A 23520-nucleotide genomic window follows, 5' to 3' on the forward strand; every position below is an offset into this window, starting at 1 on the left:
TTTGAAAAAAGTTCTACAAATCATCGATCTGCACGTCAGCTTTCGGACATACGGCGGTTCAGTTCAAGCAGTACGCGGAGTGAATGTCGATGTATATGAAAAAGAAACCTTAGCCATTGTGGGAGAATCAGGCTGCGGGAAAAGTGTGACATCACAAAGCATTATGAGGCTTCTGCCTGCATACAGCGCGCATGTCGATCAGGGAGAAATCTGGTTTCAAGACCGCAACTTGTTGTCATTATCTGAAAAAGAAATGCGCGCCATACGAGGTGTCGATATTTCGATGATCTTCCAAGATCCGATGACGGCACTGAACCCTACCTTGACAATAGGGGATCAGCTGATGGAGGCGGCGAAGGAGCATCAAAAGCTGACGAAAAAAGAAGTGAAAGAAGCTGCCATACAGATGCTTGATTTGGTTGGTATTCCGCAGCCGAAGGAGAGATTAAAGCAATACCCGCACCAATTCAGCGGGGGAATGAGGCAGCGGCTCATGATTGCCATGGCACTGATTTGTGAGCCAAAGGTGCTGATCGCAGATGAACCGACGACCGCGCTGGATGTGACCATACAGGCACAAATTTTAGAACTGTTTAAAGAGATTCAGAGGAAAACAGGGGTTACCATTATCTTAATCACACACGACTTAGGGGTCGTAGCCCAAGTTGCCGACCGGGTAGCAGTCATGTACGGAGGGAAAATGGTTGAAACCGGAACAAGGCAAGATATTTTTTACAGTCCGCAGCATCCTTATACAAAAGGACTCCTGCAATCCGTTCCAAGACTTGATATGAAAGATGAACTGATTCCGATTGAAGGAAGCCCGCCTGATTTATTTGCACCGCCAAAGGGCTGTCCGTATACCGATCGCTGCCCGGCTGCCATGAAAGTGTGTGATCATATCATGCCGCACGAAACGCAGCGGTCACCTACTCATACAGTGCATTGCTGGCTCCAGGATGAGCGAGCGAACCAAGCGATGTTATCTTCAACACAAAGGGGGAGTTTTTGATGAGAAAAAAAGGGTGGATCATTAGTGTTTGTTTGTTCATCATCATGCTGCTCGCAGGATGTACAGCCAATGAGCAAGCAGGTAAAGGATCATCAAGCAACAAGAATGAAAAGAAAGTATTAACCTTAAATAACGAAAACGAACCGACGTCATTTGACCCGCCGATTGGTTTTAATAATGTATCGTGGCAAGGTCTGAATAACTTAATGGAGGGATTAACAAGACTGAATGAAAAGCACGAACCATCTCCTGCAATGGCGGAAAAATGGGAAATTTCAGAGGATGGAAAAACGTACACATTTCATTTAAGAGACGGCATCAAGTGGTCGAATGGTGATCCAGTGAAAGCGAGTGACTTTGAATATGCGTGGAAGCGTCTGCTTGATCCGAAAACAGGCTCTTCTGCATCGTTCTTAGCTTACATGATTGAAGGCGGAGAGGCATTTAACAGCGGAAAAGGAAAGAAAGAGGATGTAAAAGTCAGTGCTGAAAATGACAAAACGCTAAAGGTCACACTGGCATACCCGCAGAAATCGTTCTTAAATATGACCGCAAACCCTGCCTTTTTCCCTGTCAATGAGAAGGTAGCAGAGAAGGATCCAAACTGGGCAAAGGATGCCAAAACCTTTGTTGGGAATGGACCGTTTCAGCTGACAGATTGGAAGCATGATGAGAGCTTCACTATGGAAAAAAGTGAGACATATTGGGACAAAAAATCAGTCAAGCTGGATCAGGTAAAGTGGCTGATGATCAGTGATCGAAACACTGATTATCAAATGTATCAATCGGGAGATTTAGATACTGCCTTCGTTCCAGCAGAACAAAGTGAAAATTTGCTGAAAAATAAAGATGTACAAATTGAAGATCAGGCTGGACTATTCTTTTATCGTCTGAATGTGAACATGGAACCTTTTCAAAATAAGAACATTCGCAAAGCCTTTCAAATGGCGATCAATCCGCAAGATATCGTGGATTATGTCACGAAAAATAAAGAGAAGCCAGCTCGCGCCTTCGTTTCACCGGGGATTCTAGATTCAAAGGGTGAGGATTTCAGAGAAGCTGGCGGCGATCTTGTCAAACAAGATACGAGTGAAGCTGCAAAACTATTAGAAAAAGGGCTGAAAGAAGAGAACTATTCAAAGCTGCCGCCCGTCACATTGACATATAGTACAAAGCCTGAGAACAAGAAAAAAGCTGAAGCCATCCAGCAGCAACTAAAAGAAGCGCTGGGTGTGGACGTGAAGCTTGCAAACATGGAAGCCAATGTATTTGCAGAAGATCAAAAGGCGCTGAAATTTCAATTCTCGCAAAGTTCATTTTTAGCAGACTATGCAGATCCGATTAATTTCCTAGAGAGCTTTCAAACAGGGAATGCGATGAACCGGACTGGATGGTCAAACGACACCTATGATCAGCTGATGAAAAAGGCGAGTCAGGAAGCAGATGAACAAAAAAGAAACAGCATCCTTCATGATGCAGAGGCACTTCTCATTGAAGAAGCACCAATCATTCCAATTCATTTTTATAACCAAGTTCATTTGCAAAAAGAGGGCGTGAAGGGAATTGTCCGCCACCCTGTTGGGTATATCGATTTGAAATGGGCACAAGTAGATGGAGAGTAATTGAAGGGAATGAGGGACACGGACGCTTTGAACAAAAGCGTCTCAGCGCGCGGACAAATCCTCGCATTCTTTGTCAGTCCTGCGCTCCGGTGCTCACGAATGTCAAATTCGCTCCGATGCTCGTCCTTCCTAGGGCTGCAAAGGTTTTCAGGTCACGCTGAATAGAAGACAAAGGGCTAAAATAAAGATCATTTTAGCCCTTTGTCAACAATATGGGACGCTTTGAACAGAAGCGTCTGTTCCTTTATTTGTTCATGTTATGGAGAAAATGCCCATAGATTGTAAGAAATAAAGAGAAAGAGGGGATTGGCATGAACCAGCTGCCAGCGGCGCTTCAAACAGGGGATACGGTGGGGATTATCGCACCAGCAAGCCCGCCTGATGAATTGAAATTAGCAAAAGGGATTGCCTTTTTAGAGAGCCTTGGGCTAAAGGTGAAAAAAGGGAAGTATCTCGATTCCCGGTACGGGTATTTAGCAGGGCGTGATCATGAAAGAGTGGAAGATCTTCATGGCATGTTTCAAGATCCAGAAGTCAAAGCAGTTATTTGTGCCTGCGGAGGGTACGGAACTGGAAGACTTGCGGAAGCCATTGATTATGACCTCATTCGCCGGAATCCAAAGATCTTTTGGGGTTATAGTGACATTACGTTTTTACATACGGCCATCCAGCAGCAGACCGGTCTTGTGACCTTTCATGGTCCAATGCTTTCCTCTGATGTGGGACTTGAAGAGGTCCATCCGTATACGAAGGATACCTTTTTGCAGCTGTTCACGCCGAAGGCCTTTACGTATACGCATCACTTGTCACCTCTTCATACTTTCTACCCCGGCACCGTTTCAGGTGACATCATAGGAGGGAATCTTGCTCTCATCGTGACAACACTTGGTACACCTTTTGAAATTGATACGAAGGGAAAGCTGTTGTTCATTGAAGATATTGACGAAGAGCCTTATAAAATCGATCGTATGATGCAGCACCTCACCTCTGCTGGAAAATTGGATGATGCGGCTGGATTCATCATTGGAGATTTTCATCAATGTGAACCAAAAAAGAAAGACCAGTCCTTAACCTTGGAACAGCTGTGGGAAACCTATATTGTGCCGCAAAAGAAACCCGCACTCGGCGGCTTTCGGATCGGTCATTCATCACCGAACTTTGCCTTTCCGATGGGCGTGCAGGCTACACTAGATGCCGCAGGGAAAAAACTGCACATTTCTCCAGGCGTTGCAGCGAAAGAGGCGATTAAATGAAAATTGTCGATGTTCGTACATGCAGAACGAGTGTACCGCTAAAAAAGCCTTTCAAAACCGCTTTAAGAACGGTGTATGACGCAGCATCTCTGATCGTTATCATCACATATGATCAAGGTGATGTCAGCTACGGAGAGGCAGTTCCCACATCGGTGATTACAGGAGAAACGCTGGAAAGCATCGACTATGCCATCTGTGAAGTGATCAGACCCATTTTGCTCGGGGCTTCCTTGGCAGAGTATGAACAAATCTTTTCTGCTATGAACCGCGTGCTCGCAAGCAACACAAGCGCAAAAGCTGCAATCGATATGGCCATTTATGATGGCTTAGCAAAGCAGGCAGGACTTCCGCTTTATCAATACCTTGGCGGATATCGTCATCAGCTCGAAACCGACTATACGGTCAGTGTAAACCGGCCGCTTGAGATGGCAGAAGATGCGAAGCAATACGCAGCTGAAGGCTTTCAGACGTTAAAGATCAAAGTAGGAAAAGATGATATACACACGGACATTCAGCGGATCAAACGGATTCGAGAAAAAGTCGGACCAGATATTCAGATCAGGCTCGATGCAAACCAGGGCTGGACGTGGAAGGAAGCGATCATAGCTATTCGAAAAATGGAAGCGCTGAATATTGAACTAGTAGAACAGCCAGTGCCGAAAGAAGATATCGAAGGCCTGCGCCGTGTGACGGAAGCAACTGAAACATTGATCATGGCAGACGAAAGTATTTTCAGTTTTCATGATGCGATCAAGGTGCTTGAAATGAGAAGCTGTGATCTGATCAATTTAAAATTAATGAAATCAGGCGGCATAAAAGAAGCATTAAAAATCAATGCCCTTGCCGAAGCATACGGTGTTCAGTGCATGGTTGGCAGTATGATTGAGTCAAAGCTTGGCATTACAGCAGCGGCACATTTCGCCGCAAGCCAGCCGAATATCACCCGCTGCGATTTTGATGCCCCGCTTATGCTGAAAGAGGACATGATAGACGGAGGAATCGTGTACAAAGGAAAAGATATATTTTTACCGCTGCATCATGGGTTAGGCATTCAAGGGGTGAAAGGAGTCTCATGATGATATACGAATCAAAGGTTCCAGTCGCTAACGTTTGGACAGCGCCGCAGTCTCCCCGAGAAATCGATCGAAAGGTACTTCAGGACTCCATCAACATCAAAGAATGGATTGACCAGCAAACATATGAAGAAAAGCTGGCTTTATGTGAAGAGAATTTGATTCAATCTCAAGTACTGCTCGGCGGACGAGTGATTGGATTAGAAGAGACAGATGGCTGGATGAAAGTCGTCATACCGCAGCAGGCCAGCCGGAAACATCCGCAAGGCTATCCAGGCTATATACCTGCTGAGCAATTAAAACAAGTAACAGAGGGAAGTGCGTCAGCTGCATCTCTTATCGTTTGTCAGAAAAAAGCCACACTCTATCAAAACGGGGAACCTGATATGGAGATTAGCTTTTTAACAGAGCTGGCAGCCGCCAAAGAAACAGATGATCAATTTCATGTTGTCACCCCAGTAGGAATAAGAGAAATCAACAAAGCGGATGTACGCCCAGTATCGCAAGCTTTCTCTATGACCGGCAAAGATGTCGTAGACGCAGGAAAACAATTTATTGGCCTTTCTTATTTATGGGGAGGCATGAGCAGCTTTGGCTATGATTGTTCAGGCTTTGCTTACAGTATGTACAAAGCGTGCGGATATCTTTTGCCGAGAGACGCAAGTGACCAAGCAGTTCAAGGAACGCCGGTTACATCAAGCCATTTAGAACAAGGTGACTTGCTGTTTTTTGCAAATGAAAACGGAAAGGGAGCGGTCCGTCATGTAGGGATCTACGCTGGGGATGGGATGATGCTTCATTCGCCTAAAACCGGCAGACAAATTGAGCTTCTTTCCCTTCCTGGCACTTCATATGAAAAGGAATGGGCAGGTGCAAGGCGGTATTTACCAAGTGAGAGGAGGAGCGAACATGACAGTTGAACCACTTTTACAAGTAAACAACCTTAAAAAACATTTTCATCTATCGAAAGGGAGAACCTTAAAAGCGCTGGATGGTGTCTCTTTTCAGCTGAAACAAGGTGAAACCTTTGGTCTCGTTGGTGAGTCTGGCTGCGGCAAATCCACACTTGGAAAAGTACTCATGCGTCTTTATGAACCAACAGATGGTGAAGCCTTATATGAAGGGAAAAGTCTTCACCACCTTTCTAAAAAAGAATCATTTGATTTCAACCGGCAAATGCAAATGGTCTTTCAAGATCCGTATTCCTCGTTAAATCCAAGACTGTCAGTAAAAGATATTATGCTTGAGCCAATGGAGATTCATCAGCTTTATGGGAGTCAAAAGAAAAGGATTGCCCGCGTGAAAGAACTGCTCGAAGCGGTAGGATTAAGCTATGATTTTGCTACCCGCTATCCGCACGAATTTAGCGGAGGACAGAGGCAGAGAATCGGCATTGCAAGAGCACTTGCCTTAGCGCCAAAGTTTATTGTCGCAGATGAGCCGATTTCTGCACTAGACGTCTCCGTTCAAGCGCAGGTCGTGAATCTGCTGAAAAAACTGCAAAAAGAGGAAGGATTAACATTTCTCTTTATTGCACATGACTTGTCAATGGTGAAATATATTAGTGACCGGATCGGTGTGATGTATTTAGGCCATCTCGTCGAGTTGACGACAAGCGATGCATTATATCAAACACCGCTTCACCCATATACACAAGCCTTGCTGTCTGCAATCCCCATTCCAGATCCTGACGTAGAGGACAAGCGCAAAAGGTTTATTTTAAAAGGAGAAATTCCAAGTCCAGTGAACCCGCCAAGCGGCTGTGTATTTCGAACAAGATGCCCTGCCGCAATGGATGTGTGTGCTGAAAAAAAGCCGGCATTACAAGCGGTGGAAGAAGGACATGAAGTCGCCTGTCATTTATATAATAGAAAATAGGACAAGCTAGACAAAAGCCAGCAAGTAGACAAGCTGTTCTACATGCTGGCTTTTTTAATAGATGAACGCCGAATAGGCAATGTGCAGCATCTGAAAGAGCCGCCAGATTTAATAATTTCAGAAAATTCCACTTCAATAACGGTGTATCCGTGAGCGGTTAACGCAGCATTTGTTTCTTGGTTGCTGGGCAAGCTGATCACTTTTTTCTGCCCAATGGATAAAACATTTGGTCCAAGTGTGAATTGCTCTTGTTCACTGATTTCAATCAAATTATAATACGTTTTGAGCAGCTGAAGGTCCTTTTGCTTGAGCGCTTCAGGGTAAATTAATAACTCATCATGAGACAGAATATTCATCACACAATCAAGATGCAAAATGTGAGGAGGAAGGTGAATCGGAATGATGTCATGATCCGGCAGCTCCTTTTTGAGCTGGTAGATAGCGGCTGGACTAGTTCTTTTGCTCGTGCCAACAAACACACGGTTCTGATCCACAAGCACATCGCCGCCTTCAATCGTTCCGTCTGTCAAAGTGACAGCTGACCACCCTTTTGCGTGTGCCCATTCTTTTAGGTATTGTTCTTCCCCTTGCCGAACCGGAGCGGCCATACTTGAAACAAACAATGTATGTCCAATCGTAAACCCAATATCCCGAGTGAAGACTTGCTCAGGGAAGCGGTCATTCGCCGGGAGCAGGATGGGCCGTACTTGATTCTCTTTAAGGGTTTGGATCAATTGCTTATGCTGAGCGACTGCTTTCATTTGAGAAATATTTTCTTTCGCAAAATGTTTCTGGGTTTCGTTAATAATTTGTTTGATTTCCATATAAATAGGACTGCATAAAAGAACTTCTTCTAAATCGTCGTATTCACTCATGCATTGTGGCATTTTGTATAATTGCTCTGCTCTCATAGAATCCATCAAATGGCCTCCTTGTTCATTCATAGTTCTATTATTCCTTCTTCTAGCCATGGTTGAAACATTTCCGAAAGAAAATCTCTCACATAAGACTAAAGCTAAAAGTTTAGACAAACCTAAAAGAATAGTGTTTAATAAAAGTCGTTCCGCATCCACGAAAACAGCAAGAAGGAGCTATGATGATGAGTGAAGAAAATTTCAAATACTGCAAGGAATCGAAAGTTGTTAAAACCAGCAGGGTGTTCCCTCTCGATACGAATAACCACCAAACGTTATTTGGCGGGAAATTAATGAGTTATATAGATGACATTGCCTCCATCTCGGCTGCAAGACACAGCCGCAGTGAAACGGTCACAGCTTCAATGGATTCTGTTGACTTTTTAGAGCCGATTGGACAAAAGGAGTCCGTATGCTTGGAATCCTATGTCACATGGGTGGGCACGTCTTCTATGGAAGTGTTCGTCAAAGTCATTAAAGAAAACTTGATGTCTGGAGAGCGCAGACTCGCAGCAACTTCATTTCTGACATTTGTCTCATTAGATGAAAACGGAAAGCCTAAACGAGTCCCGCAGGTGATGCCGGAAACAGAGGAAGAGATCATGCTTCATCAAACAGCGAAGCAGCGGGCAGAGGAAAGAAAAAGCCGCCGAAAGCATAGTAAGGCGCTTGCTGACGCACTTGGGACAGATAAGCCTTGGGCGTAAAAATCACCCTTTAAGCGGTGATTTTTTTCTGGAATGGTATCTTGCATGGCAAGATAGTGTATGGTAAGATAAAGCTATCTTGTGATGCAAGGTACTGGAATCGGAGGAACAATCATGACAACATCCACACAAATGCTAAAAGGAATTTTAGAAGGCTGCCTGCTGTCGATTATTTCTGAGGGCGAAATTTATGGGTATGAAATGACGAAGAAGCTCGCGCATTATGGGTTTGATCAAATAAGTGAAGGCAGTATCTATCCGATTTTGCTGCGTATGCAAAAGGAACAGCTGGTGACCACCGTCACAAAAGCGTCAGCGACCGGCCCGAAAAGGAAATACTATACGCTCACACAAGCGGGAGAACAAGCGCTCACAGAGTTTATTGACCGCTGGAATGAGCTTTCAAAAAATGTAAACCGCTTATTACAAAAAGGGAAGTGAGATTATGGTATCAAAAGAAACAAGACACATTCTACTAGAGCTGCAACTTTATCTCATATCAAAGGGAAAAAATCAGGATGAAATCGATGAGCTGATGGACGAACTGACAGCACATGCGGTTGCGGCTGAAAAAGACGGCAAAACAGGTGAGGATGTGTTCGGCGGAGATCCGCGGAGCTATGCTGATGAACTGGCAAAAGAGCTGTCAGGGAATCATAAAGACTGGGTGCCGTTCGTCAGTGCTTTCTTAATTGGATCGCTTTTTTACATGATTTTAGCAGATGCAATCAGCCAAAACTTATCCTATTCTTGGTTTGCTTTGATTGGATATCCGCTCGTTTTAGTGGCCAATGTTATCATGATCATTGTGATGTTTAGAGCGTCCGCCTTTCAAACAAGCAGCCGGGTATTTCTCTACTTTTGGATGTTAGGAATCTTTCAGCTGACAGCGATGGTGACAATCAAACTATTGGATCAAAAAGTCGGCACACCACTACTTGTCCTTACTTCTGGCCAGAGGTGGGGCGTCATTTTGCTCATGCTGCTATGTATCGTTGTATTTAATGCAATCTTAAAGGCGAATGTCGTTTCATTGATTCCGATTATCTTTTTCGGACCGCAGCTCATCTTCGAATGGATTGGCTGGACGTCACCAAGTGTGATTTTGCTGCAAAGTCTGCTATCTATTGTGATTTTAATAGGGCTTATATTCATTGTACTGCGCCGGACAAATAAGAAAAATGAAAATACGAATGTAAACTGAGCACATCCTATCCGATGTGCTTTTCTTTTTCTAAAAAAATGTAGAAATGGAATTGTATTTTTCATTACAATGGGGAGAGGACAAAAATGAAAAGGGGTTCTGTTTTTGGATATTGTATGGGGATATGTACTCGTTTTTGTATTGGCTGCCTTGCCTTTTTTTGAAGTGATTGGTGTCGTTCCATTCGCAATCTTAAGTGGGCTGCATCCTGTGACAACGGCTGTGATTGGATTCATCGGCAACTTTTTGACAGTCTTGCTTCTCATTGTGTTCGTGGACCGGTTTAAAGCGTGGTGGTTAAAAAGAAAAGAGGAAAAAGGTGATGAAAAAGGAGAGAAAAAGCAGCTGCGGGCGAGAAAAATTTGGGAACGATACGGTCTGCCTGGGTTAGCGTTCATTGGTCCTTTTATCATCGGCAGTCATTTAGCAGCCTTGATGTGCATGAGCTTTGGAACGAAAAGAAAGCAAGTCGCGGTGTGGATGACTGTCAGTTTAATGATGTGGACAGCGCTGGCTGCAAGTTTAACCGGTGCGGGCTTCCATTACTTTGCCCCAGATTCAAATGGATTGTTCGGAGATATTTTTAGCAAGTAAAAAAGGGGGGATCATCAATGACAGTTCAAACAAGAACAGTATTTGAAACAGAGCGCCTGAAACTGAGAACGATGAATGAACATGATGCGTCATTTTTATATGACGAGCTGTTTCAGGATGAAGAAGTGATGAAGTATTATCCTTCTTTGAAGGATGAACAGCAGACAAAAGAGTGGATTGCATGGAATCAAAAAAATGACCGCATGTACCACACCTCGCTATGGATCATTGAAGATAAAGAAACAAATGAACGACTTGGACAAAGCGGCATTGTCCTGCAAAACATTGAAGGACAAACCGAGCTTGAGATTGGCTATATGCTAAAGAAAGCGGCGTGGGGGAATGGCTATGCTGCTGAGGCTGCAAAAGGCTGCCTTACCTATGGATTTGAAGAAATGAAGGTCAGACGGATGGTCAGCCTAATTCGTCCTGAGAATGAAGCGTCGGTGAAGGTCGCTTTAAAAATGGGCATGAAAAAAGAAAAAACCATTTCAAAATGGGACCAAATCGTTGATGTATACAGCATCACCCGTAACGGAGAAAACGGCTCGCTTACCGAATAAGCAGAGCCGTTTTTTTATGCACGCTGTTCTAACTGAAGCAAATATTTCTTCCGTTCAATCCCTCCGCCGTAGCCTCCAAGCTCACCACTTGTTTGAATCACGCGGTGGCAGGGAATGATAATCGCCAATTGATTGGCACCATTTGCATTACCGACAGCACGAACCAAATGCGGATCGCCTAGTTTCGTGGCTAGATCTCGATAGGATCTCGTTTCGCCTGCTGGAATGCGTGAGAGCTGGTCCCACACCTTCATTTGAAAAGGGGTGCCATGTAAAGAAAGCGGTACAGTAAACTTGGTCAGCTTTTTCTCAAAATATAAGGCCAATTCCTTTGCTAATTGCTGATGGACGTTTGTTTCTCCAACTAAAATGCGGGCATGATGCTTCTTTCTTAATGTTTCAATTTCTTTTTCGAGTCCCCGCCTGTCCATAAACTCCAGTAAATACACATGTGTGGTATCTGTCACACTCATCATCCGCCCGATCGGTGTGGAAATAAAATTAGCATAGAGAATGTGAATCTGCGCTTTTTTGGGAGGATTTCCCATGATTTTTGTAAATGCATCATTGAAGGCACTTGAAGATTCATAGCCGAAAGTGACCTGCTGATCGATTACTTTTTTTCCGTTCAAAATTTCTTTAAAGGCAAGTCCCATTCGGCGTGATCTTGCATATTGAACAAAGGTCATGCCGTAAATGTCTTTAAACTTTCTTCGAGCTGTGGCAGAGTGAATCCCTAATTGGCGGAAGTCCTCTTCCTTCCAGCGTTTCTCAGGATTTTTTTCTACTGCTGAAACGAGTGTTTTGACTTCTTCAGGAATGCTGTTAGGGTATGTTAATGGTGTGCAGCGCTTGCACGGGCGATACCCTGCCAGCAGTGCTTCCTCCGCTGTAAAGAAAAACTCACAGTTTTCAAATTTTGGCTTTCTGGCCGTACATGTGGCATGACAGAAGATACCGGTTGTCTTAATACAGGCAAAGAATGTGCCGTCATATTGCGGATTCTTGTCAACAAGTGCTTGATAAAATTCATGTTTTTGTTCATCGGTCATCATCATATGAAGCCACCTCTTGATTTTCTATAAAATGTTTTTCAGCATTGTTTGGGGTACGACGGATGATCTGTAAATACATCATCCTAAAGTTGAACGTTCATCACATCAATCTGATTTCATTATATCAGCGATGTGATCATTGACGTATCCGGGCTTTAAGGAATGCGGAATAGATCCTTTTTACAATCAAGCATCATAAACATGTCAATCTCCTCCTTTTCTCATTCCTGTTTTAGTTCATATATTTTAGCTGCTTTTGTTTCATTTCTTCATAAAATGCTTCAACTTCTTGTTCGTAAAGTACGGTCTCCATGTCCTTGTATTTCCGCTTGATCGTCAATGTGATAAAAAATAAATGGATTGTCATATACGCTCATTTCCCTTCAGTCCGCAGCACGCGAAACAGCCCGCAAATCTTCTTTATCAGTGGACCTGTTTCTAACACTTAGTATACGGCGGTTCCATAAAAATTCTTTCGAAAAATGAACAAGTATATTTGCATGTGGAAAGCAAAGCGGTAGACCGGTATTTCGGGGTGTGATACAATTTTGACACACAGAATCTGCTTTAAGTAGATCTGCTTATTAAGAAATGGTTTTCTAGGGTTCCGTGCGGGTGGCGCAGTCTGGACCGAGAGAAAACACATAGGGTCTAGACAATAGACCGTATGGACACGGAGGGATAAAAGCCCGGGAGATTTGATCAAACGATCGATTTCCGGGCTTTTTTTATTGCTTGGAATCGTTCAGAAAGGAAGAGAATCGGATGAAATGGGGAAATGTATTGATTGCAGCCATCTTTGAAGTTGGCTGGGTGATGGGGTTGAAATATGCTGACTCTTTATTGGAATGGGCCGCAACCATCGTTTGTATTGTCGTGAGCTTTTATTTACTCCTGAAAGCCACGACTGTACTGCCAGTTGGCACACTTTATGCCGTTTTCACCGGACTTGGGACAGCAGGTACTGTCATAGTAGGTATGGTACTGGGAGAGCCAGTACAGCTAGTGAAATTACTTTTAATCATGGTGCTTTTAAGTGGTGTATTAGGGCTTAAACTAACCACAGGTGAAAAGAAAGGAGAGACTGAATCATGAGCTGGCTTTTACTCATTGGTGCAGGCATTTTAGAAATGCTTTGTGTCACCATGATGAATCAATTCCAGAAAGACCGGCATGTCAAATGGATTTTATTCATTGCAGCTGGATTTTCGCTGTCCTTTCTCATGCTCTCTCTTGCGATGAATACAATTCCGATGGGAACGGCATACGCCATTTGGACTGGCATTGGAGCTGCTGGAGGAGCCATTGTCGGCATGCTGTTTTACGGTGAGTCGAAGGACGCAAAACGTATATTCTTTATCGCACTGATTTTATCTGCGGCGGTCGGGTTAAAAATCATTGAATAAGAAAAGGCTGTCATCTGTCTGCCAGCCTCAGAATGTAGACAAACCCACGCATTCTTTGTCAGACCTGCAATGGTTTTCTATCACGCTGAAAAAGAAGAAAAAGGGCTAAAATAAAAATCATTTTAGCCCTTTTTTGTTACATCGAATGATGATTGGAATCGTTTTCATTTTTGCGGTAAAGCTGACTCACTAGAAGAAAACAGACACCAAATGTGAGCAAAGGAATGAGTCTCTCACCGGCCATAAAAAGATAAATACCTGTGATCAGACATACGATGCCGAGCCAAAAGCTCACTTTACCAAACAAAGTCATGCTTTTCATCTCCATCACTCCTTTTGTGATAAAAGGTCTACTCACATTATATCATGCTAGGTGCAGAATTGAATGAATATTCAATAAAAAATGGACTCTTCATTGCTTTTTCTCTTTCCAGTCCAGTATAATATTTCATTAGAATGAAAACGCAAATGAGGTCATGATACATGAGAACATTGATTACAGAGAAACTTGAATTACACAGACAAAAGCACGAGCAAAAAGGCAGATTACTTGTCAGCTGCCCAGATCAGCCTGGTATTGTATCAGCTGTTTCTTCCTTTTTATTTGAGCACGGAGCGAACATCATTGAATCGAGCCAATACACAACCGATCATGAAAGCGGCCGGTTCTTTTTAAGAATTGAATTTGATTGGAAAGACATCTCGGCGAATATGGATCAATTGAAAAATAGTTTTGAGCCAATCGCAGCATCATTTCAAATGACGTGGAGCATGTCGCGTGCAAGTGAGCTTAAAAAGCTGGCAATCTTTGTCTCAAAAGAGCTTCATTGTCTGCATGAGCTTCTGTGGGAATGGCAAAGCGGAAATTTAATGGCTGAAATCGCAGTTGTGATCAGCAATCATGAAACGGCAAAAGATACAGTAGAATCGCTTGGAATCCCATTCCATTTTGTAAAGGCGAACAAAGACATTCGCAAAGAAGCTGAAAAAGAGCAGCTCGCCTTATTAGAAGAGTACGACATTGATGTGGTTGTGCTTGCTAGATACATGCAAATTTTAACGCCTGGATTCATTGAAGAGCATCCGAACAAAATCATTAATATTCATCATTCCTTCCTGCCAGCGTTTATTGGTGCAAACCCATACAAGCGGGCATATGAGCGGGGGGTCAAATTAATTGGTGCGACTTCTCATTATGTCACCAATGATTTAGACGAAGGCCCGATCATTGAACAGGATATTGAGCGGGTCGATCACCGGGATGATGCGGAAGCCCTAAAAAATATTGGCCGGACAATTGAGCGCAGTGTGCTTGCACGTGCTGTCAAATGGCACCTTGAAGATCGCATTATTGTTCATGAGAATAAAACGATTGTCTTTAATTGACCGCTTGACTTTTCTTTAGCAATTGGTGATAATATAAAAAAATTAACGAGCGTTGAAAAGGAATAGTAAGCAGGAACTGATGCGTAAAGAGAGCAAATGATGTGCTGAAACATTTGCCGCAGACAGCTGCTGAACCTGCCCTTTGAGCCTTAGAGGAAAAATCTAAGCGCGTGCCTGGCGTTACAGGAGTTGAGTGGAATAAGCAGATTGCATGCTTATTCAATGAAGGTGGTACCACGGAAAATCCCTTTTCGTCCTTTACATAAGGAGAAATAGGGATTTTTTTGTGCCTAAAGGTATAGCGGAGGGAATCAAGGATGAAAAAGCAAAGGATCGTCATAAAAATTGGCAGCAGTTCATTAACAGAGCAAAAAGGAGCCATTGATGAACAAAAGATGCAGGATCATGTAAGAGCCATAGCAAAGCTCAAAGAAGCAGGTCATGAAATCATTTTAATTTCATCAGGAGCCGTTGCAGCAGGATTTGGCAGTTTAGGCTATCCATCAAGACCTGTGACCTTAAAGGGGAAACAGGCAGCTGCCGCCGTTGGACAGGGTTTGTTAATGCAGAAATATACAGAGCTTTTTTCACAGTTTCATATGACACCTGCTCAAATGCTTTTAACACGTAATGACTTTTCAGATCGAACAAGATATCGAAATGCGTACGCAACGATGATGGAGCTGCTTGAAAGAAAAATCTTGCCGATCATAAACGAAAATGATTCAGTCTCCATCGAGGAGCTTACCTTTGGGGATAATGACATGCTGTCAGCTCTTGTCAGTGGATTAATTCATGCAGACCAATTGATCATATTAACAGACATCAATGGCATTTATGATGCAAATCCAAATGAGCATCCTGAGGCGAAGCGATTTGATGTCCTGACCCACATTTCAGAAGAATTGTTTTCATATGCAAAGAGCACCGGTTCAAAGGTTGGAACAGGCGGAATGAAATCGAAGCTCTCAGCTGCACAAACGGCACTTTCACTTGGCGTGAAAGTCTTCATTGGCACAGGCACTGGGGAAGACAAGCTGCTTCGCATACTTGCGGGTCAAGGCGACGGAACGTATATCGGTGAACAGGATTTATCAGCTGTGAACAACCGCCGTCAATGGATTCAATTCCACTCACCGGTCTCTGGGAAGATCATGATTGATGCAGGAGCGGAAGCGGCGATTTTGCATAATGGCAGAAGCCTTCTTCCGGCAGGAGTTATTGATGTCGCTGGTGACTTTTCTAAAGGAGAAGTCGTAGAAGTCGTCGGTCCAAACGGATTAGTTGGTAAGGGACAAACCTTGTACGCCTCCGATGAGCTTCTCGGCATTAAAGGAATGCGAAGTGACGAGCTTGCAAAAGAGAAGCCTGAGGTCATACACCGAGATCACTGGGTACAGCATGTACAAAACTGAGGAGGGAATACGATGAATGAAGTTCTTGAAAAAGCAAAAAAAGCAAGTGCAGCCAAAGATCAGCTGCTTCTAAAAACGACGGAACAAAAAAATGCTGCCCTGCACGCCATTGCCAGTGCACTAAAAGCATCTTCAGCTTATTTAATAGAAGAGAACCAAAAAGATGTTCAGGCTGCTGAGGAAAAGCAGTTCACGCCATCTGTCATTGACCGGATCACACTCACGGAAGAGAGAATTGAAGCCATTGCAGATGCGACCCTTCAACTCATTCAGCTAAAAGATCCAATTGGTGAAACGTTAGAAACCATTCAAAAAGAAAACGGTCTGTTCATCGAAAAGGTTCGTGTACCGCTTGGAACGGTTGGAATGATTTATGAAGCAAGACCAAACGTGACAGTCGATGCTGCGACCCTTTGCTTGAAAACTGGGAATGCTGTGATTCTGCGCGGAAGCTCCTCTGCTATTCATAGTAATAAAGCGATTGTAAAGGTGATTCATGAAGCGCTTCATACGACGGATATTCCAGTAGACAGTGTGCAATTAATTGAAGATACTGGCCGTGAAACGGCGAAAACGCTATTCACTTTAAATGAATACCTGGATGTCCTCATTCCGCGCGGCGGGAAGAATTTAATTGATCTTGTCGTGAGAGAGTCAACTGTGCCGGTGCTTGAAACAGGTGCAGGAAATTGTCATATCTACATTGATGAAACAGCGAAAAACGAAATGGCTGAGCGGATTGTGCTGAATGCCAAAACTCAAAGACCTTCTGTTTGTAATGCGATCGAGAGCATTGTCATTCATAAAACATGGGCAAACAACTACGGTGCTTCCTTATTTGAAGCCCTTCAATCCAATGGGGTAGAAATACGCGGTGATGAAGCCGTTTGCGCGCTTGCTCCTAGTGCTGCATTAGCGACAAATGAGGACTATGCAACGGAGTTTTTAGCACCGATCGTCAGTATTAAAATTGTAGAAAACATAGAACAAGCGATTAAGCATATTCAAACATATAGCTCTAAGCACTCTGAAGCGATCATTACGGAAAACGATGAGCATGCAGCCCTTTTCTTAACAGCTGTCGATGCTGCCGCTGTTTATCATAATGCTTCTACTCGTTTCACAGATGGATTTGAATTTGGCTATGGAGCGGAAATAGGAATTAGTACGCAAAAACTTCATGCAAGAGGGCCAATGGGTCTGCCAGCCTTAACGTCTGAAAAATTTGTCATTCGTGGTCAAGGACAAATAAGAGAATAACGAATTTAAAAGAGAGTCTTGTGACAACAGGCTCTCTTTTTCCTTTCATTTTTGTATTTCTCCGGTCAAGTATGATAAAATATGGTAATGTTTTATATTTTGAGAAGATTGGAGAAGGCAACGTATGGCGAAAATCATTCCCTCTTCGGATATTGGAGTGAAAATCAACAAGTGGTATGAATTAATCCGCAGATTTGATTCCGAACAAGCAGAACTGTTAAAGCAGGAAATTCGCACCTCTCTTGATTCAATGGAAGAAGATCAGAATTTGCTTCTCTATTTTTCTTTAATGGAATTTAGGCATGAGGTCATGCTCGATTATTTAAAGCCATTAAAGGAAGGAAAGCTTCGCGCCAACTTTTCCGAGCTTTCGAAAGAAATAGATGAGCATCAAACGCATGTCACAGGCATGCTTGAATACTACTATCATTTTTTTAGAGGCATGTATGAATTCGGGCGGAGGGAGTATATTGCTGCCATATCGTCTTATCAAAAGGCAGAGCATAAGCTTTCTTTTGTATCAGATGATATTGAACGTGCGGAATTTCATTTTAAAATGTCAGAAATATATTATCACATGAAACAAACTCATATCTCGATGCACCATGCTAAACTAGCGCTGGATGTTTATGTTCAGCATGAACTGTATGCGCTTCGCACGATTCAGTGTGAATTTATTGTGGCCGGTAACTACGATGATATGAGAAGGCATGAAAAAGCATTACCACATCTCGAAAGAGCACTTGCGAGATCAAGAGAGTTTCAAAATGTGCGTTTTATTGCCTCCTCTTTGTTTAATATGGGCAACAGTTATTACCGAATGGGAGACTTGGGCCGCGCACTCGAATTAATGAAAGAATCCATCTCGTTATTTGATCAAAATCAATCCGATCATCTTCGTCGATCTATAGACCCTCTTTATACAGCCGCTCAGATATTATACAAACAAGGAAAACACGAAGAAGCATTACACTACAGAGAAGAATGTATGAAGAGAGCAGAAGCTCTTCAAGATGACATTCATATTCAGAAAACCATATTTCTAGAAGCATTGTATTTAAGACAAGATGCTGAGCATATTAAACGAATTTTCCATTTTTTAGAGTCTGCCTATGCATATCCAGATATAGAGGAGCTGGCATTAGATACCGCAAAGTATTATAATGAAATGGGGGATTATGAAAAATCTTCCATGTTCTATGGGGAAGCGGAACATGCTCGAATCTATATTCAGAGAGGGGATTGTTTATATGAATTTTAAAAAATGGGCAGTCGTCTGTACAAGCATCACCATTATGGCATTGTGGCTGGCAGCAGCAAATGCCGACCCAGATAACAGAAACCATACGCTAGAACAACCGAATCCGCAGCATGACACGATCTAAAAGCCCTTTTTAAAGGGCTTTTTTTACTGCCTAACAATTTCCGGACATACTCATAAAAAGGGTTCAGGCAGGAAAACTTAAAAAAGAGTATTTATTGATTGACTCTGTAATTTAAATTGTGTACAATTCAATTGTAGAAAACATTATTGGAGAGAAAGAGGGTTATATTCATGTCAGACGTTTTATTTACAGCAACGGTATCAGCTGTCGGAGGAAGAGAAGGTAAGGTTGTTTCAACAGATGGTGTACTTGAACATGATGTAGCAATGCCTGGAACACCAAGAGCAAAAAAACTTGAAAAAGCAACAAATCCAGAGCAATTATTCGCAGCAGGCTACTCTGCATGTTTTGATTCAGCCCTTCAAATGGTAGCGAGACAAGAGCGTATTCGCTTTGAAAGTGAAGTTACAGCACATGTCAGCTTATTAAAAGACAGTTCAGATGGCGGCTTCAAACTAGGCGTTCAATTAGAGGTAAAAGGAACTGGAATTGAGCAGTCAGCATTAGAAGAACTTGTTCATAAAGCACACGGCGTTTGCCCATATTCAAAAGCAACTCAAGGAAACATCGAAGTAGAACTAGTAGCTGTCGCACAATAATAGACATTATAAAAGGCTGAGGGAATGTTCCCTCAGCCTTTTGATTGTGTTAAATTTTGCAAAAGCTCATGTAAAGAGGCACGCAGTGTTTTTAGCTCTTCTTCCGATCTGCCTGTCCCAGTCAGCATGTGAGACGGAATCGCAGTGGCCTTTTCTTTTAGCTGCTCTCCATATTCCGTTAAACGAATTTGTACAGACCGCTCATCCTCTTTCGAACGTTCTCGGATAATGAGTCCATTTTGCTCCATTCGTTTCAGCATGGGCGTGAGTGTACCGGAGTCTAAATAGAGAAGCTCTCCCATCGTTTTCACATTTAATGTTCCATGCTCCCACAATAAAAGCAGTGCCAAATATTGCGGGTACGTAATGTTTAATTCTTCTAACAACGGTTTATACTGCTTCGTCATCTCTCGTGAACTTGCATATAACAAGAAACAAAGCTGATTTTCCAGCTTCATATGTTCAAATTCATTTGTCATGTCAGTCACCAACTATTTTTTGTCATACTTATCATTGTATAAGATTTTCTTCCTTTTTAAAATAAATACAGACGAAAAATGAAAAATTCTTCAATGTGCGATAAATGTTTGAGAAATGAATAGAACGTGAAAAGGATGAATAGATGAAGGAGGAGATGAAGATGAAACCATTATTCACAGCAAAAGTAAAGGCGCAGCATGGAAGAGCTGGACATGTTCGTTCAGAGGATGGTGTGCTCGACCATAACATTGTCATGCCTAACGCAAAGAAAGATGGAGAGACTGGTACAAACCCAGAGCAATTATTTGCAGCAGGCTATGCAGCTTGTTTCGGAGGAGCACTTGAGCACGTAGCGAAGAAGCAAGGGATAGAAATAGAATCGGAAGTAGAAGGACATGTCAGTCTTTTAAAAGATGAAAGCGACGGCGGCTTTAAGCTTGGCGTAAAGCTGATTGTGTCTGCGAAAGGTCATGATCATGACAAAGTGAAAGAGCTTGTCCATGCTGCACATGAATTCTGTCCATATTCAAAAGCAACAAGAGGGAACATTGAAGTAGAGCTTGAAGTGGCGGAGGAATAGTAGAAGACACCTGCTTACCCGCAGGTGTCCAGCGTGTAGACAAACCCTCGCATTCGGTGTCAGGTCTGCGCTCCGGTGCTCACGAATGTCAAATTCGCTCCGCTCCGCTGCTCGTCCTTCCTAGGGCTGCAAAGGTTTTCTATCACGCTGAAAAGAAGACAAAGGGCTAAAATAAAGATCATTTTAGCCCTTTGTCAACAATCCGCAACACCTGCTTACGAGCAGGTGTCTTTTTTTAATATTCTTTCTTTTTATCGTATGCTTCCCATGCTTCAAATGGTGCAAGGGTTTTTTGAGGTGTCAGCTTGTAAAATGGTATATTTCTTGATTCGTATTCTTTGTTGATTTCTTCATAAATAAATGAGTCATCAAAACCAGAATCCGCTGCATCCTGATGTCCAGCAGCAAAATACACAGCTTTTGGTCTAGCCCAGTAAATAGCGCCAAGGCACATCGGACAAGGCTCGCAGCTTGTGTATAGAATGCAATCTTCTAATTGGTATGTATGTAGAGTTTGGCACGCTTTGCGAATGGCTGTGACTTCTGCATGTGCGGTTGGATCGTTACTCGTTGTCACGTTGTTGCTGCCCTCTGCAATAATCTGACCATCCTTGACAATGACTGCTCCAAAAGGGCCGCCAGTACCACTATTGACTCCTTCTACTGCAAGATCAATTGCGCGTTGTAAAAAATCTTCGTGATTCATTGTCTTCCTCCCTTTGTTCGACTGACTTCTCTAGTATAAACGAATCATGCTAGAAAAGAAATCATCATAGCAGGAGATCGAACAGGCCAATTTGCGCATAAAAAACCCCTGCCGAGTTCAGCAGGGGAGAGACATTCAATTAAGCGTGCTGCGCCAGCTTTTTACGAGCGACTTCAGCAGCTGTGACCATGTTTTTCAAAGCAGCAATGGTTTCAGGCTCTTGTCTAGTTTTTAGACCGCAATCCGGATTCACCCAGAAGCGATCTGTTGGACAAACGTTCAGCGCATCATCAATAATTTTGCTCATTTCTTCAACAGATGGAACGCGCGGGCTATGGATGTCATAAACACCTAGTCCAAGTCCTTTCAAATACGGGTGTTTTTCTAAGTAATCGAGGAATCCGCCATGACTGCGTGAATGTTCAATTGTAATCACGTCAGCATCCAAGTCTTCGATTGTATCGACAATATCCTCGAAGTTACTGTAGCACATATGTGTATGAATTTGTGTTTCATTTTGAACGGATGATGTGGATAAACGGAATGACTCTGCTGCCCAGTTTAAATATTCTGCCCAATCACTTTCTTTGAGCGGAAGTCCTTCTCTTAGCGCAGGCTCATCCACTTGGATCACTTGAATACCAGCTGCTTCTAAAGCTTCTACCTCTTTACGCAAAGCGAAAGCGATTTGGAAAGCAATATCTTTGCGAGAGATATCCGTTCTTGGGAAAGACCAGTTTAAGATGGTAACAGGTCCTGTCAGCATGCCCTTGACTTTTTTCTTTGTTAAACTTTGTGCGTAAACTGTCTCTTTCACTGTCATTGGCTCTGTAAACTCTACATCTCCATAAATGATTGGCGGCTTCACGCAGCGTGATCCATAGGATTGAACCCAAGCAAATTTTGTAAAGGCAAATCCGGCTAGCTTCTCGCCGAAGTATTCAACCATGTCTGTACGTTCAAATTCCCCATGTACGAGCACATCCAGACCAATTTCTTCTTGAATATCAATCCATCGTTTTGTTTCTTTCTTAATAAACTCATCGTACTCTGCATCTGTCCACTCATTTTTGCGCCACTTTTGACGAGCACTGCGCACTTCGGCAGACTGCGGGAAACTGCCAATTGTTGTTGTTGGAAGAAGCGGGAGCTCAAGAGATTCGTTTTGGATACGAAGGCGTTCTTCAAAGGCAGCTGGACGTTTAAAATCTTTCGATGAAAGATTGTTGCGTTCCGCTGTTAGATCCGCATTTGTTCCTTTTGCGAACTCTTTTAAGGTAAGAAGTGCTTGTGCTGCTTCGTTAATATCAGCATCAATGGCAGCTGCTCCTTTTGTTAAACCTTCTTTTAGCAGTGTCAATTCAGCCAGCTTTTCAGTGGCATAAGACAGTCCGTTTAATAGTTTTTCTTCAAGCTGTTCGCTTGGGTGTTTGGCAACTGGCACATGCAGTAAGCTACTTGATGGCTGCAGCCATACTTCTTTCGGCTGAACGTCAGCAATGACTTCAGAAATAAAGGATAATCTTTCGCCAAGGTCTGATCTCCAAATATTTCTTCCATCAATGACGCCTGCTGCTAAAATTTTATCTTTCGGGAAGCCGTGCTTTTTCACTTGATCAAGGTTGCGCCCTTGATCATGGACAAAATCAAGACCGATTGCTTCAACAGGATATGTGACAAGCTCTTCATACGCATCTACTGAATCAAAGTATGTTTGAAGAAGAATGTTCAACCCAGGTACGGCTTCTTTGATCGTTTGATAGATTTCTTTTACGGCTTTTACGTCTTCACTGGAAGCTGTGACAAGTGCAGGTTCATCAATTTGAACCCATTTGACGCCTGCTTCTTTAAGTTCTTTTAAAAGCTGAGTATAAAGCGGCACTAGACGCTGCTGGATTTCTTTTACTTCATTTGCTTCATAACCTTTAGAAAGTGAGACAAATGTATATAGACCAAGTACAACCGGTTTTGTTTCAACACCAAACGCCTTTTTCACCTTTTCGTAAGCTTCAAGCGGTTTGTTGTGTGTGAGTTTAAATTCTGTGCTTTTTTCGTATTCTGGAACGATGTAGTGATAGTTTGTATTAAACCATTTTGTCATTTCACTTGAGACGGCATCTTTTGTTCCTCTTGCCATCGCGAAGTATGTATCTAGCGGGTCTTTTAAGCTGCGGAAGCGCTCTGGAATCCAATTGAACATAACAGCGGTATCCAGCACGTGATCATAGAAGGTAAAGTCTCCAGAAGGAACAACATCAATTTGTTGATCGATTTGTGTTTTAATGGCAGTTAAAAATTGTTCATCCAGTGTGCTTAAGAGGGTTTCGCGGTCTGTTTGACCTTTCCAGTAAGACTCAAGTGCTTTTTTCCATTCTCTGTTTAAACCAATTCGCGGAAAGCCTAGATTACTTGTTTTAACAATTGTCAA

Annotated in this window: 27 protein-coding genes, 1 riboswitch and 1 other annotated feature; of the genes, 20 read left to right on the forward strand and 7 right to left on the reverse strand. The window is 42.9% G+C overall.

Annotated features, from left to right (window positions below):
* Position 1 precedes the first annotated feature (1 nt).
* From ASE42_RS07185 to ASE42_RS07210, 6 genes are all read left to right on the forward strand, one after another.
* On the forward strand, positions 2 to 1012 hold the full coding sequence (locus tag ASE42_RS07185) for an ABC transporter ATP-binding protein (protein ID WP_056766247.1): 1011 nt from the start codon (positions 2 to 4) through the stop codon (positions 1010 to 1012).
* Positions 1012 to 2634 (forward strand): peptide ABC transporter substrate-binding protein, encoded by a 1623-nt coding sequence (locus ASE42_RS07190; protein ID WP_056766248.1) that lies wholly within the window; start codon positions 1012 to 1014, stop codon positions 2632 to 2634. The genes ASE42_RS07185 and ASE42_RS07190 overlap by 1 nt, the downstream gene beginning before the upstream one ends.
* Before the next feature lie 311 nt (positions 2635 to 2945).
* The gene (locus tag ASE42_RS07195) at positions 2946 to 3887 is read left to right on the forward strand and encodes a S66 peptidase family protein (RefSeq protein WP_056766250.1); all 942 of its coding nucleotides are present in this window, start codon (positions 2946 to 2948) and stop codon (positions 3885 to 3887) included.
* Positions 3884 to 4963: a mandelate racemase/muconate lactonizing enzyme family protein gene (locus ASE42_RS07200; protein ID WP_056766252.1), complete on the forward strand. Its 1080-nt coding sequence runs from the start codon at positions 3884 to 3886 to the stop codon at positions 4961 to 4963. Before ASE42_RS07195 ends, ASE42_RS07200 begins: the two co-directional genes overlap by 4 nt.
* Positions 4963 to 5880, forward strand: coding sequence for a C40 family peptidase (locus ASE42_RS07205; RefSeq protein WP_056766254.1), 918 nt, complete (start codon positions 4963 to 4965; stop codon positions 5878 to 5880). The genes ASE42_RS07200 and ASE42_RS07205 overlap by 1 nt, the downstream gene beginning before the upstream one ends.
* The gene (locus ASE42_RS07210; RefSeq protein ID WP_024426800.1) at positions 5870 to 6838 is read left to right on the forward strand and encodes an ABC transporter ATP-binding protein; all 969 of its coding nucleotides are present in this window, start codon (positions 5870 to 5872) and stop codon (positions 6836 to 6838) included. Before ASE42_RS07205 ends, ASE42_RS07210 begins: the two co-directional genes overlap by 11 nt.
* 38 nt (positions 6839 to 6876) lie before the next feature.
* Here the strand turns inward: ASE42_RS07210 and ASE42_RS07215 are convergent, their stop codons facing one another.
* The gene (locus ASE42_RS07215; RefSeq protein WP_056766256.1) at positions 6877 to 7758 is read right to left on the reverse strand and encodes a dimethylarginine dimethylaminohydrolase family protein; all 882 of its coding nucleotides are present in this window, start codon (positions 7756 to 7758) and stop codon (positions 6877 to 6879) included.
* A 179-nt stretch (positions 7759 to 7937) separates the two neighbouring features.
* On the opposite strand from ASE42_RS07215, the gene ASE42_RS07220 reads away from it, so the two are divergent.
* The 5 genes from ASE42_RS07220 (at position 7938) to ASE42_RS07240 (ending at position 10820) form a co-directional block, all read left to right on the forward strand.
* A complete protein-coding gene (locus ASE42_RS07220) occupies positions 7938 to 8459 on the forward strand; it encodes an acyl-CoA thioesterase (protein WP_008346212.1) in 522 nt (173 codons plus the stop codon).
* A gap of 114 nt (positions 8460 to 8573) precedes the next feature.
* On the forward strand, positions 8574 to 8900 hold the full coding sequence (locus ASE42_RS07225; protein WP_024424630.1) for a PadR family transcriptional regulator: 327 nt from the start codon (positions 8574 to 8576) through the stop codon (positions 8898 to 8900).
* Positions 8901 to 8904: 4 nt separating this feature from the next.
* Positions 8905 to 9663 carry an HAAS domain-containing protein gene (locus ASE42_RS07230; RefSeq protein WP_056766258.1) on the forward strand — a complete coding sequence of 253 codons (759 nt, stop codon included), beginning with the start codon at positions 8905 to 8907 and terminating at the stop codon, positions 9661 to 9663.
* Between the two features lie 105 nt (positions 9664 to 9768).
* The gene (locus ASE42_RS07235) at positions 9769 to 10257 is read left to right on the forward strand and encodes a small multi-drug export protein (RefSeq protein WP_056766260.1); all 489 of its coding nucleotides are present in this window, start codon (positions 9769 to 9771) and stop codon (positions 10255 to 10257) included.
* 17 nt (positions 10258 to 10274) lie between these two features.
* Positions 10275 to 10820, forward strand: coding sequence for a GNAT family N-acetyltransferase (locus tag ASE42_RS07240; RefSeq protein WP_034623387.1), 546 nt, complete (start codon positions 10275 to 10277; stop codon positions 10818 to 10820).
* A 14-nt stretch (positions 10821 to 10834) separates the two neighbouring features.
* Here ASE42_RS07240 and ASE42_RS07245 read toward each other — a convergent pair whose 3' ends face one another.
* Both ASE42_RS07245 and ASE42_RS18545 read right to left on the reverse strand, forming a co-directional pair.
* Entirely contained in the window at positions 10835 to 11878 is a 1044-nt protein-coding gene (locus ASE42_RS07245) for a bifunctional transcriptional activator/DNA repair enzyme AdaA (protein ID WP_034623385.1), read from the reverse strand.
* 229 nt (positions 11879 to 12107) lie between these two features.
* The gene (locus tag ASE42_RS18545) at positions 12108 to 12242 is read right to left on the reverse strand and encodes a YrzI family small protein (RefSeq protein ID WP_080652936.1); all 135 of its coding nucleotides are present in this window, start codon (positions 12240 to 12242) and stop codon (positions 12108 to 12110) included.
* 221 nt (positions 12243 to 12463) lie between these two features.
* A riboswitch (guanidine-I (ykkC/yxkD leader) is annotated at positions 12464 to 12573 on the forward strand.
* Between the two features lie 67 nt (positions 12574 to 12640).
* Here ASE42_RS18545 and ASE42_RS07250 point away from each other — a divergent pair.
* Both ASE42_RS07250 and ASE42_RS07255 read left to right on the forward strand, forming a co-directional pair.
* Complete coding sequence (locus ASE42_RS07250; protein WP_025092310.1) at positions 12641 to 12970, forward strand: DMT family transporter; 330 nt, start codon at positions 12641 to 12643, stop codon at positions 12968 to 12970.
* A complete protein-coding gene (locus ASE42_RS07255) occupies positions 12967 to 13281 on the forward strand; it encodes a DMT family transporter (protein WP_024424636.1) in 315 nt (104 codons plus the stop codon). Before ASE42_RS07250 ends, ASE42_RS07255 begins: the two co-directional genes overlap by 4 nt.
* A 136-nt stretch (positions 13282 to 13417) precedes the next feature.
* Here ASE42_RS07255 and ASE42_RS07260 read toward each other — a convergent pair whose 3' ends face one another.
* Positions 13418 to 13603 (reverse strand): hypothetical protein, encoded by a 186-nt coding sequence (locus ASE42_RS07260; protein WP_024424637.1) that lies wholly within the window; start codon positions 13601 to 13603, stop codon positions 13418 to 13420.
* Positions 13604 to 13764: 161 nt separating this feature from the next.
* Here ASE42_RS07260 and purU point away from each other — a divergent pair, with 161 nt between their 5' ends.
* The 6 genes from purU to ASE42_RS07290 all read left to right on the forward strand — a co-directional run bounded on the left by purU (position 13765) and on the right by ASE42_RS07290 (position 19326).
* Entirely contained in the window at positions 13765 to 14667 is a 903-nt protein-coding gene (gene purU / locus ASE42_RS07265) for a formyltetrahydrofolate deformylase (protein WP_024424638.1), read from the forward strand.
* 43 nt (positions 14668 to 14710) lie between these two features.
* Positions 14711 to 14929, forward strand: a binding site (T-box leader).
* A 55-nt stretch (positions 14930 to 14984) separates the two neighbouring features.
* On the forward strand, positions 14985 to 16082 hold the full coding sequence (gene proB, locus ASE42_RS07270; RefSeq protein ID WP_024424639.1) for a glutamate 5-kinase: 1098 nt from the start codon (positions 14985 to 14987) through the stop codon (positions 16080 to 16082).
* A gap of 12 nt (positions 16083 to 16094) precedes the next feature.
* Positions 16095 to 17342 carry a glutamate-5-semialdehyde dehydrogenase gene (locus ASE42_RS07275; RefSeq protein WP_025092312.1) on the forward strand — a complete coding sequence of 416 codons (1248 nt, stop codon included), beginning with the start codon at positions 16095 to 16097 and terminating at the stop codon, positions 17340 to 17342.
* A 124-nt stretch (positions 17343 to 17466) separates the two neighbouring features.
* The gene (locus ASE42_RS07280; RefSeq protein WP_056766262.1) at positions 17467 to 18603 is read left to right on the forward strand and encodes a Rap family tetratricopeptide repeat protein; all 1137 of its coding nucleotides are present in this window, start codon (positions 17467 to 17469) and stop codon (positions 18601 to 18603) included.
* Complete coding sequence (locus ASE42_RS07285) at positions 18593 to 18727, forward strand: hypothetical protein (protein ID WP_024424642.1); 135 nt, start codon at positions 18593 to 18595, stop codon at positions 18725 to 18727. Before ASE42_RS07280 ends, ASE42_RS07285 begins: the two co-directional genes overlap by 11 nt.
* A gap of 170 nt (positions 18728 to 18897) precedes the next feature.
* Positions 18898 to 19326, forward strand: coding sequence for an organic hydroperoxide resistance protein (locus tag ASE42_RS07290; RefSeq protein ID WP_024424643.1), 429 nt, complete (start codon positions 18898 to 18900; stop codon positions 19324 to 19326).
* A 32-nt stretch (positions 19327 to 19358) separates the two neighbouring features.
* Here the strand turns inward: ASE42_RS07290 and ASE42_RS07295 are convergent, their stop codons facing one another.
* On the reverse strand, positions 19359 to 19805 hold the full coding sequence (locus ASE42_RS07295; RefSeq protein ID WP_024424644.1) for a MarR family winged helix-turn-helix transcriptional regulator: 447 nt from the start codon (positions 19803 to 19805) through the stop codon (positions 19359 to 19361).
* 161 nt (positions 19806 to 19966) lie between these two features.
* Here ASE42_RS07295 and ASE42_RS07300 point away from each other — a divergent pair, with 161 nt between their 5' ends.
* Entirely contained in the window at positions 19967 to 20386 is a 420-nt protein-coding gene (locus ASE42_RS07300) for an organic hydroperoxide resistance protein (RefSeq protein ID WP_056766264.1), read from the forward strand.
* Between the two features lie 235 nt (positions 20387 to 20621).
* On the opposite strand, the gene ASE42_RS07305 is transcribed toward ASE42_RS07300, so the two are convergent.
* Complete coding sequence (locus tag ASE42_RS07305; RefSeq protein WP_024424646.1) at positions 20622 to 21092, reverse strand: nucleoside deaminase; 471 nt, start codon at positions 21090 to 21092, stop codon at positions 20622 to 20624.
* 139 nt (positions 21093 to 21231) lie between these two features.
* The gene (metE, locus tag ASE42_RS07310; protein ID WP_056766265.1) at positions 21232 to 23520 is read right to left on the reverse strand and encodes a 5-methyltetrahydropteroyltriglutamate--homocysteine S-methyltransferase; all 2289 of its coding nucleotides are present in this window, start codon (positions 23518 to 23520) and stop codon (positions 21232 to 21234) included.

It is taken from the genome of Bacillus sp. Root920 (genome assembly GCF_001429445.1).
GTDB classification, from domain to species: Bacteria; Bacillota; Bacilli; order Bacillales; family Bacillaceae; genus Bacillus; species Bacillus safensis.

Coding starts and splice junctions, on each gene's coding strand:
- ASE42_RS07205 (WP_056766254.1), top strand. CDS start 4,963: ATGATATACGAATCAAAGGTTCCAGTCGCTAACGTTTGGACAGCGCCG.
- ASE42_RS18545 (WP_080652936.1), bottom strand. CDS start 12,242: ATGACAATCCATTTATTTTTTATCACATTGACGATCAAGCGGAAATAC.
- ASE42_RS07190 (WP_056766248.1), top strand. CDS start 1,012: ATGAGAAAAAAAGGGTGGATCATTAGTGTTTGTTTGTTCATCATCATG.
- ASE42_RS07300 (WP_056766264.1), top strand. CDS start 19,967: ATGAAACCATTATTCACAGCAAAAGTAAAGGCGCAGCATGGAAGAGCT.
- ASE42_RS07245 (WP_034623385.1), bottom strand. CDS start 11,878: ATGATGATGACCGATGAACAAAAACATGAATTTTATCAAGCACTTGTT.
- ASE42_RS07240 (WP_034623387.1), top strand. CDS start 10,275: ATGACAGTTCAAACAAGAACAGTATTTGAAACAGAGCGCCTGAAACTG.
- purU (WP_024424638.1), top strand. CDS start 13,765: ATGAGAACATTGATTACAGAGAAACTTGAATTACACAGACAAAAGCAC.
- ASE42_RS07215 (WP_056766256.1), bottom strand. CDS start 7,758: ATGGATTCTATGAGAGCAGAGCAATTATACAAAATGCCACAATGCATG.
- ASE42_RS07200 (WP_056766252.1), top strand. CDS start 3,884: ATGAAAATTGTCGATGTTCGTACATGCAGAACGAGTGTACCGCTAAAA.
- ASE42_RS07280 (WP_056766262.1), top strand. CDS start 17,467: ATGGCGAAAATCATTCCCTCTTCGGATATTGGAGTGAAAATCAACAAG.
- ASE42_RS07195 (WP_056766250.1), top strand. CDS start 2,946: ATGAACCAGCTGCCAGCGGCGCTTCAAACAGGGGATACGGTGGGGATT.
- ASE42_RS07290 (WP_024424643.1), top strand. CDS start 18,898: ATGTCAGACGTTTTATTTACAGCAACGGTATCAGCTGTCGGAGGAAGA.
- ASE42_RS07210 (WP_024426800.1), top strand. CDS start 5,870: ATGACAGTTGAACCACTTTTACAAGTAAACAACCTTAAAAAACATTTT.
- ASE42_RS07285 (WP_024424642.1), top strand. CDS start 18,593: ATGAATTTTAAAAAATGGGCAGTCGTCTGTACAAGCATCACCATTATG.
- ASE42_RS07230 (WP_056766258.1), top strand. CDS start 8,905: ATGGTATCAAAAGAAACAAGACACATTCTACTAGAGCTGCAACTTTAT.
- ASE42_RS07275 (WP_025092312.1), top strand. CDS start 16,095: ATGAATGAAGTTCTTGAAAAAGCAAAAAAAGCAAGTGCAGCCAAAGAT.
- ASE42_RS07305 (WP_024424646.1), bottom strand. CDS start 21,092: ATGAATCACGAAGATTTTTTACAACGCGCAATTGATCTTGCAGTAGAA.
- ASE42_RS07225 (WP_024424630.1), top strand. CDS start 8,574: ATGACAACATCCACACAAATGCTAAAAGGAATTTTAGAAGGCTGCCTG.
- ASE42_RS07255 (WP_024424636.1), top strand. CDS start 12,967: ATGAGCTGGCTTTTACTCATTGGTGCAGGCATTTTAGAAATGCTTTGT.
- ASE42_RS07260 (WP_024424637.1), bottom strand. CDS start 13,603: ATGAAAAGCATGACTTTGTTTGGTAAAGTGAGCTTTTGGCTCGGCATC.
- proB (WP_024424639.1), top strand. CDS start 14,985: ATGAAAAAGCAAAGGATCGTCATAAAAATTGGCAGCAGTTCATTAACA.
- ASE42_RS07250 (WP_025092310.1), top strand. CDS start 12,641: ATGAAATGGGGAAATGTATTGATTGCAGCCATCTTTGAAGTTGGCTGG.
- ASE42_RS07220 (WP_008346212.1), top strand. CDS start 7,938: ATGAGTGAAGAAAATTTCAAATACTGCAAGGAATCGAAAGTTGTTAAA.
- ASE42_RS07295 (WP_024424644.1), bottom strand. CDS start 19,805: ATGACAAATGAATTTGAACATATGAAGCTGGAAAATCAGCTTTGTTTC.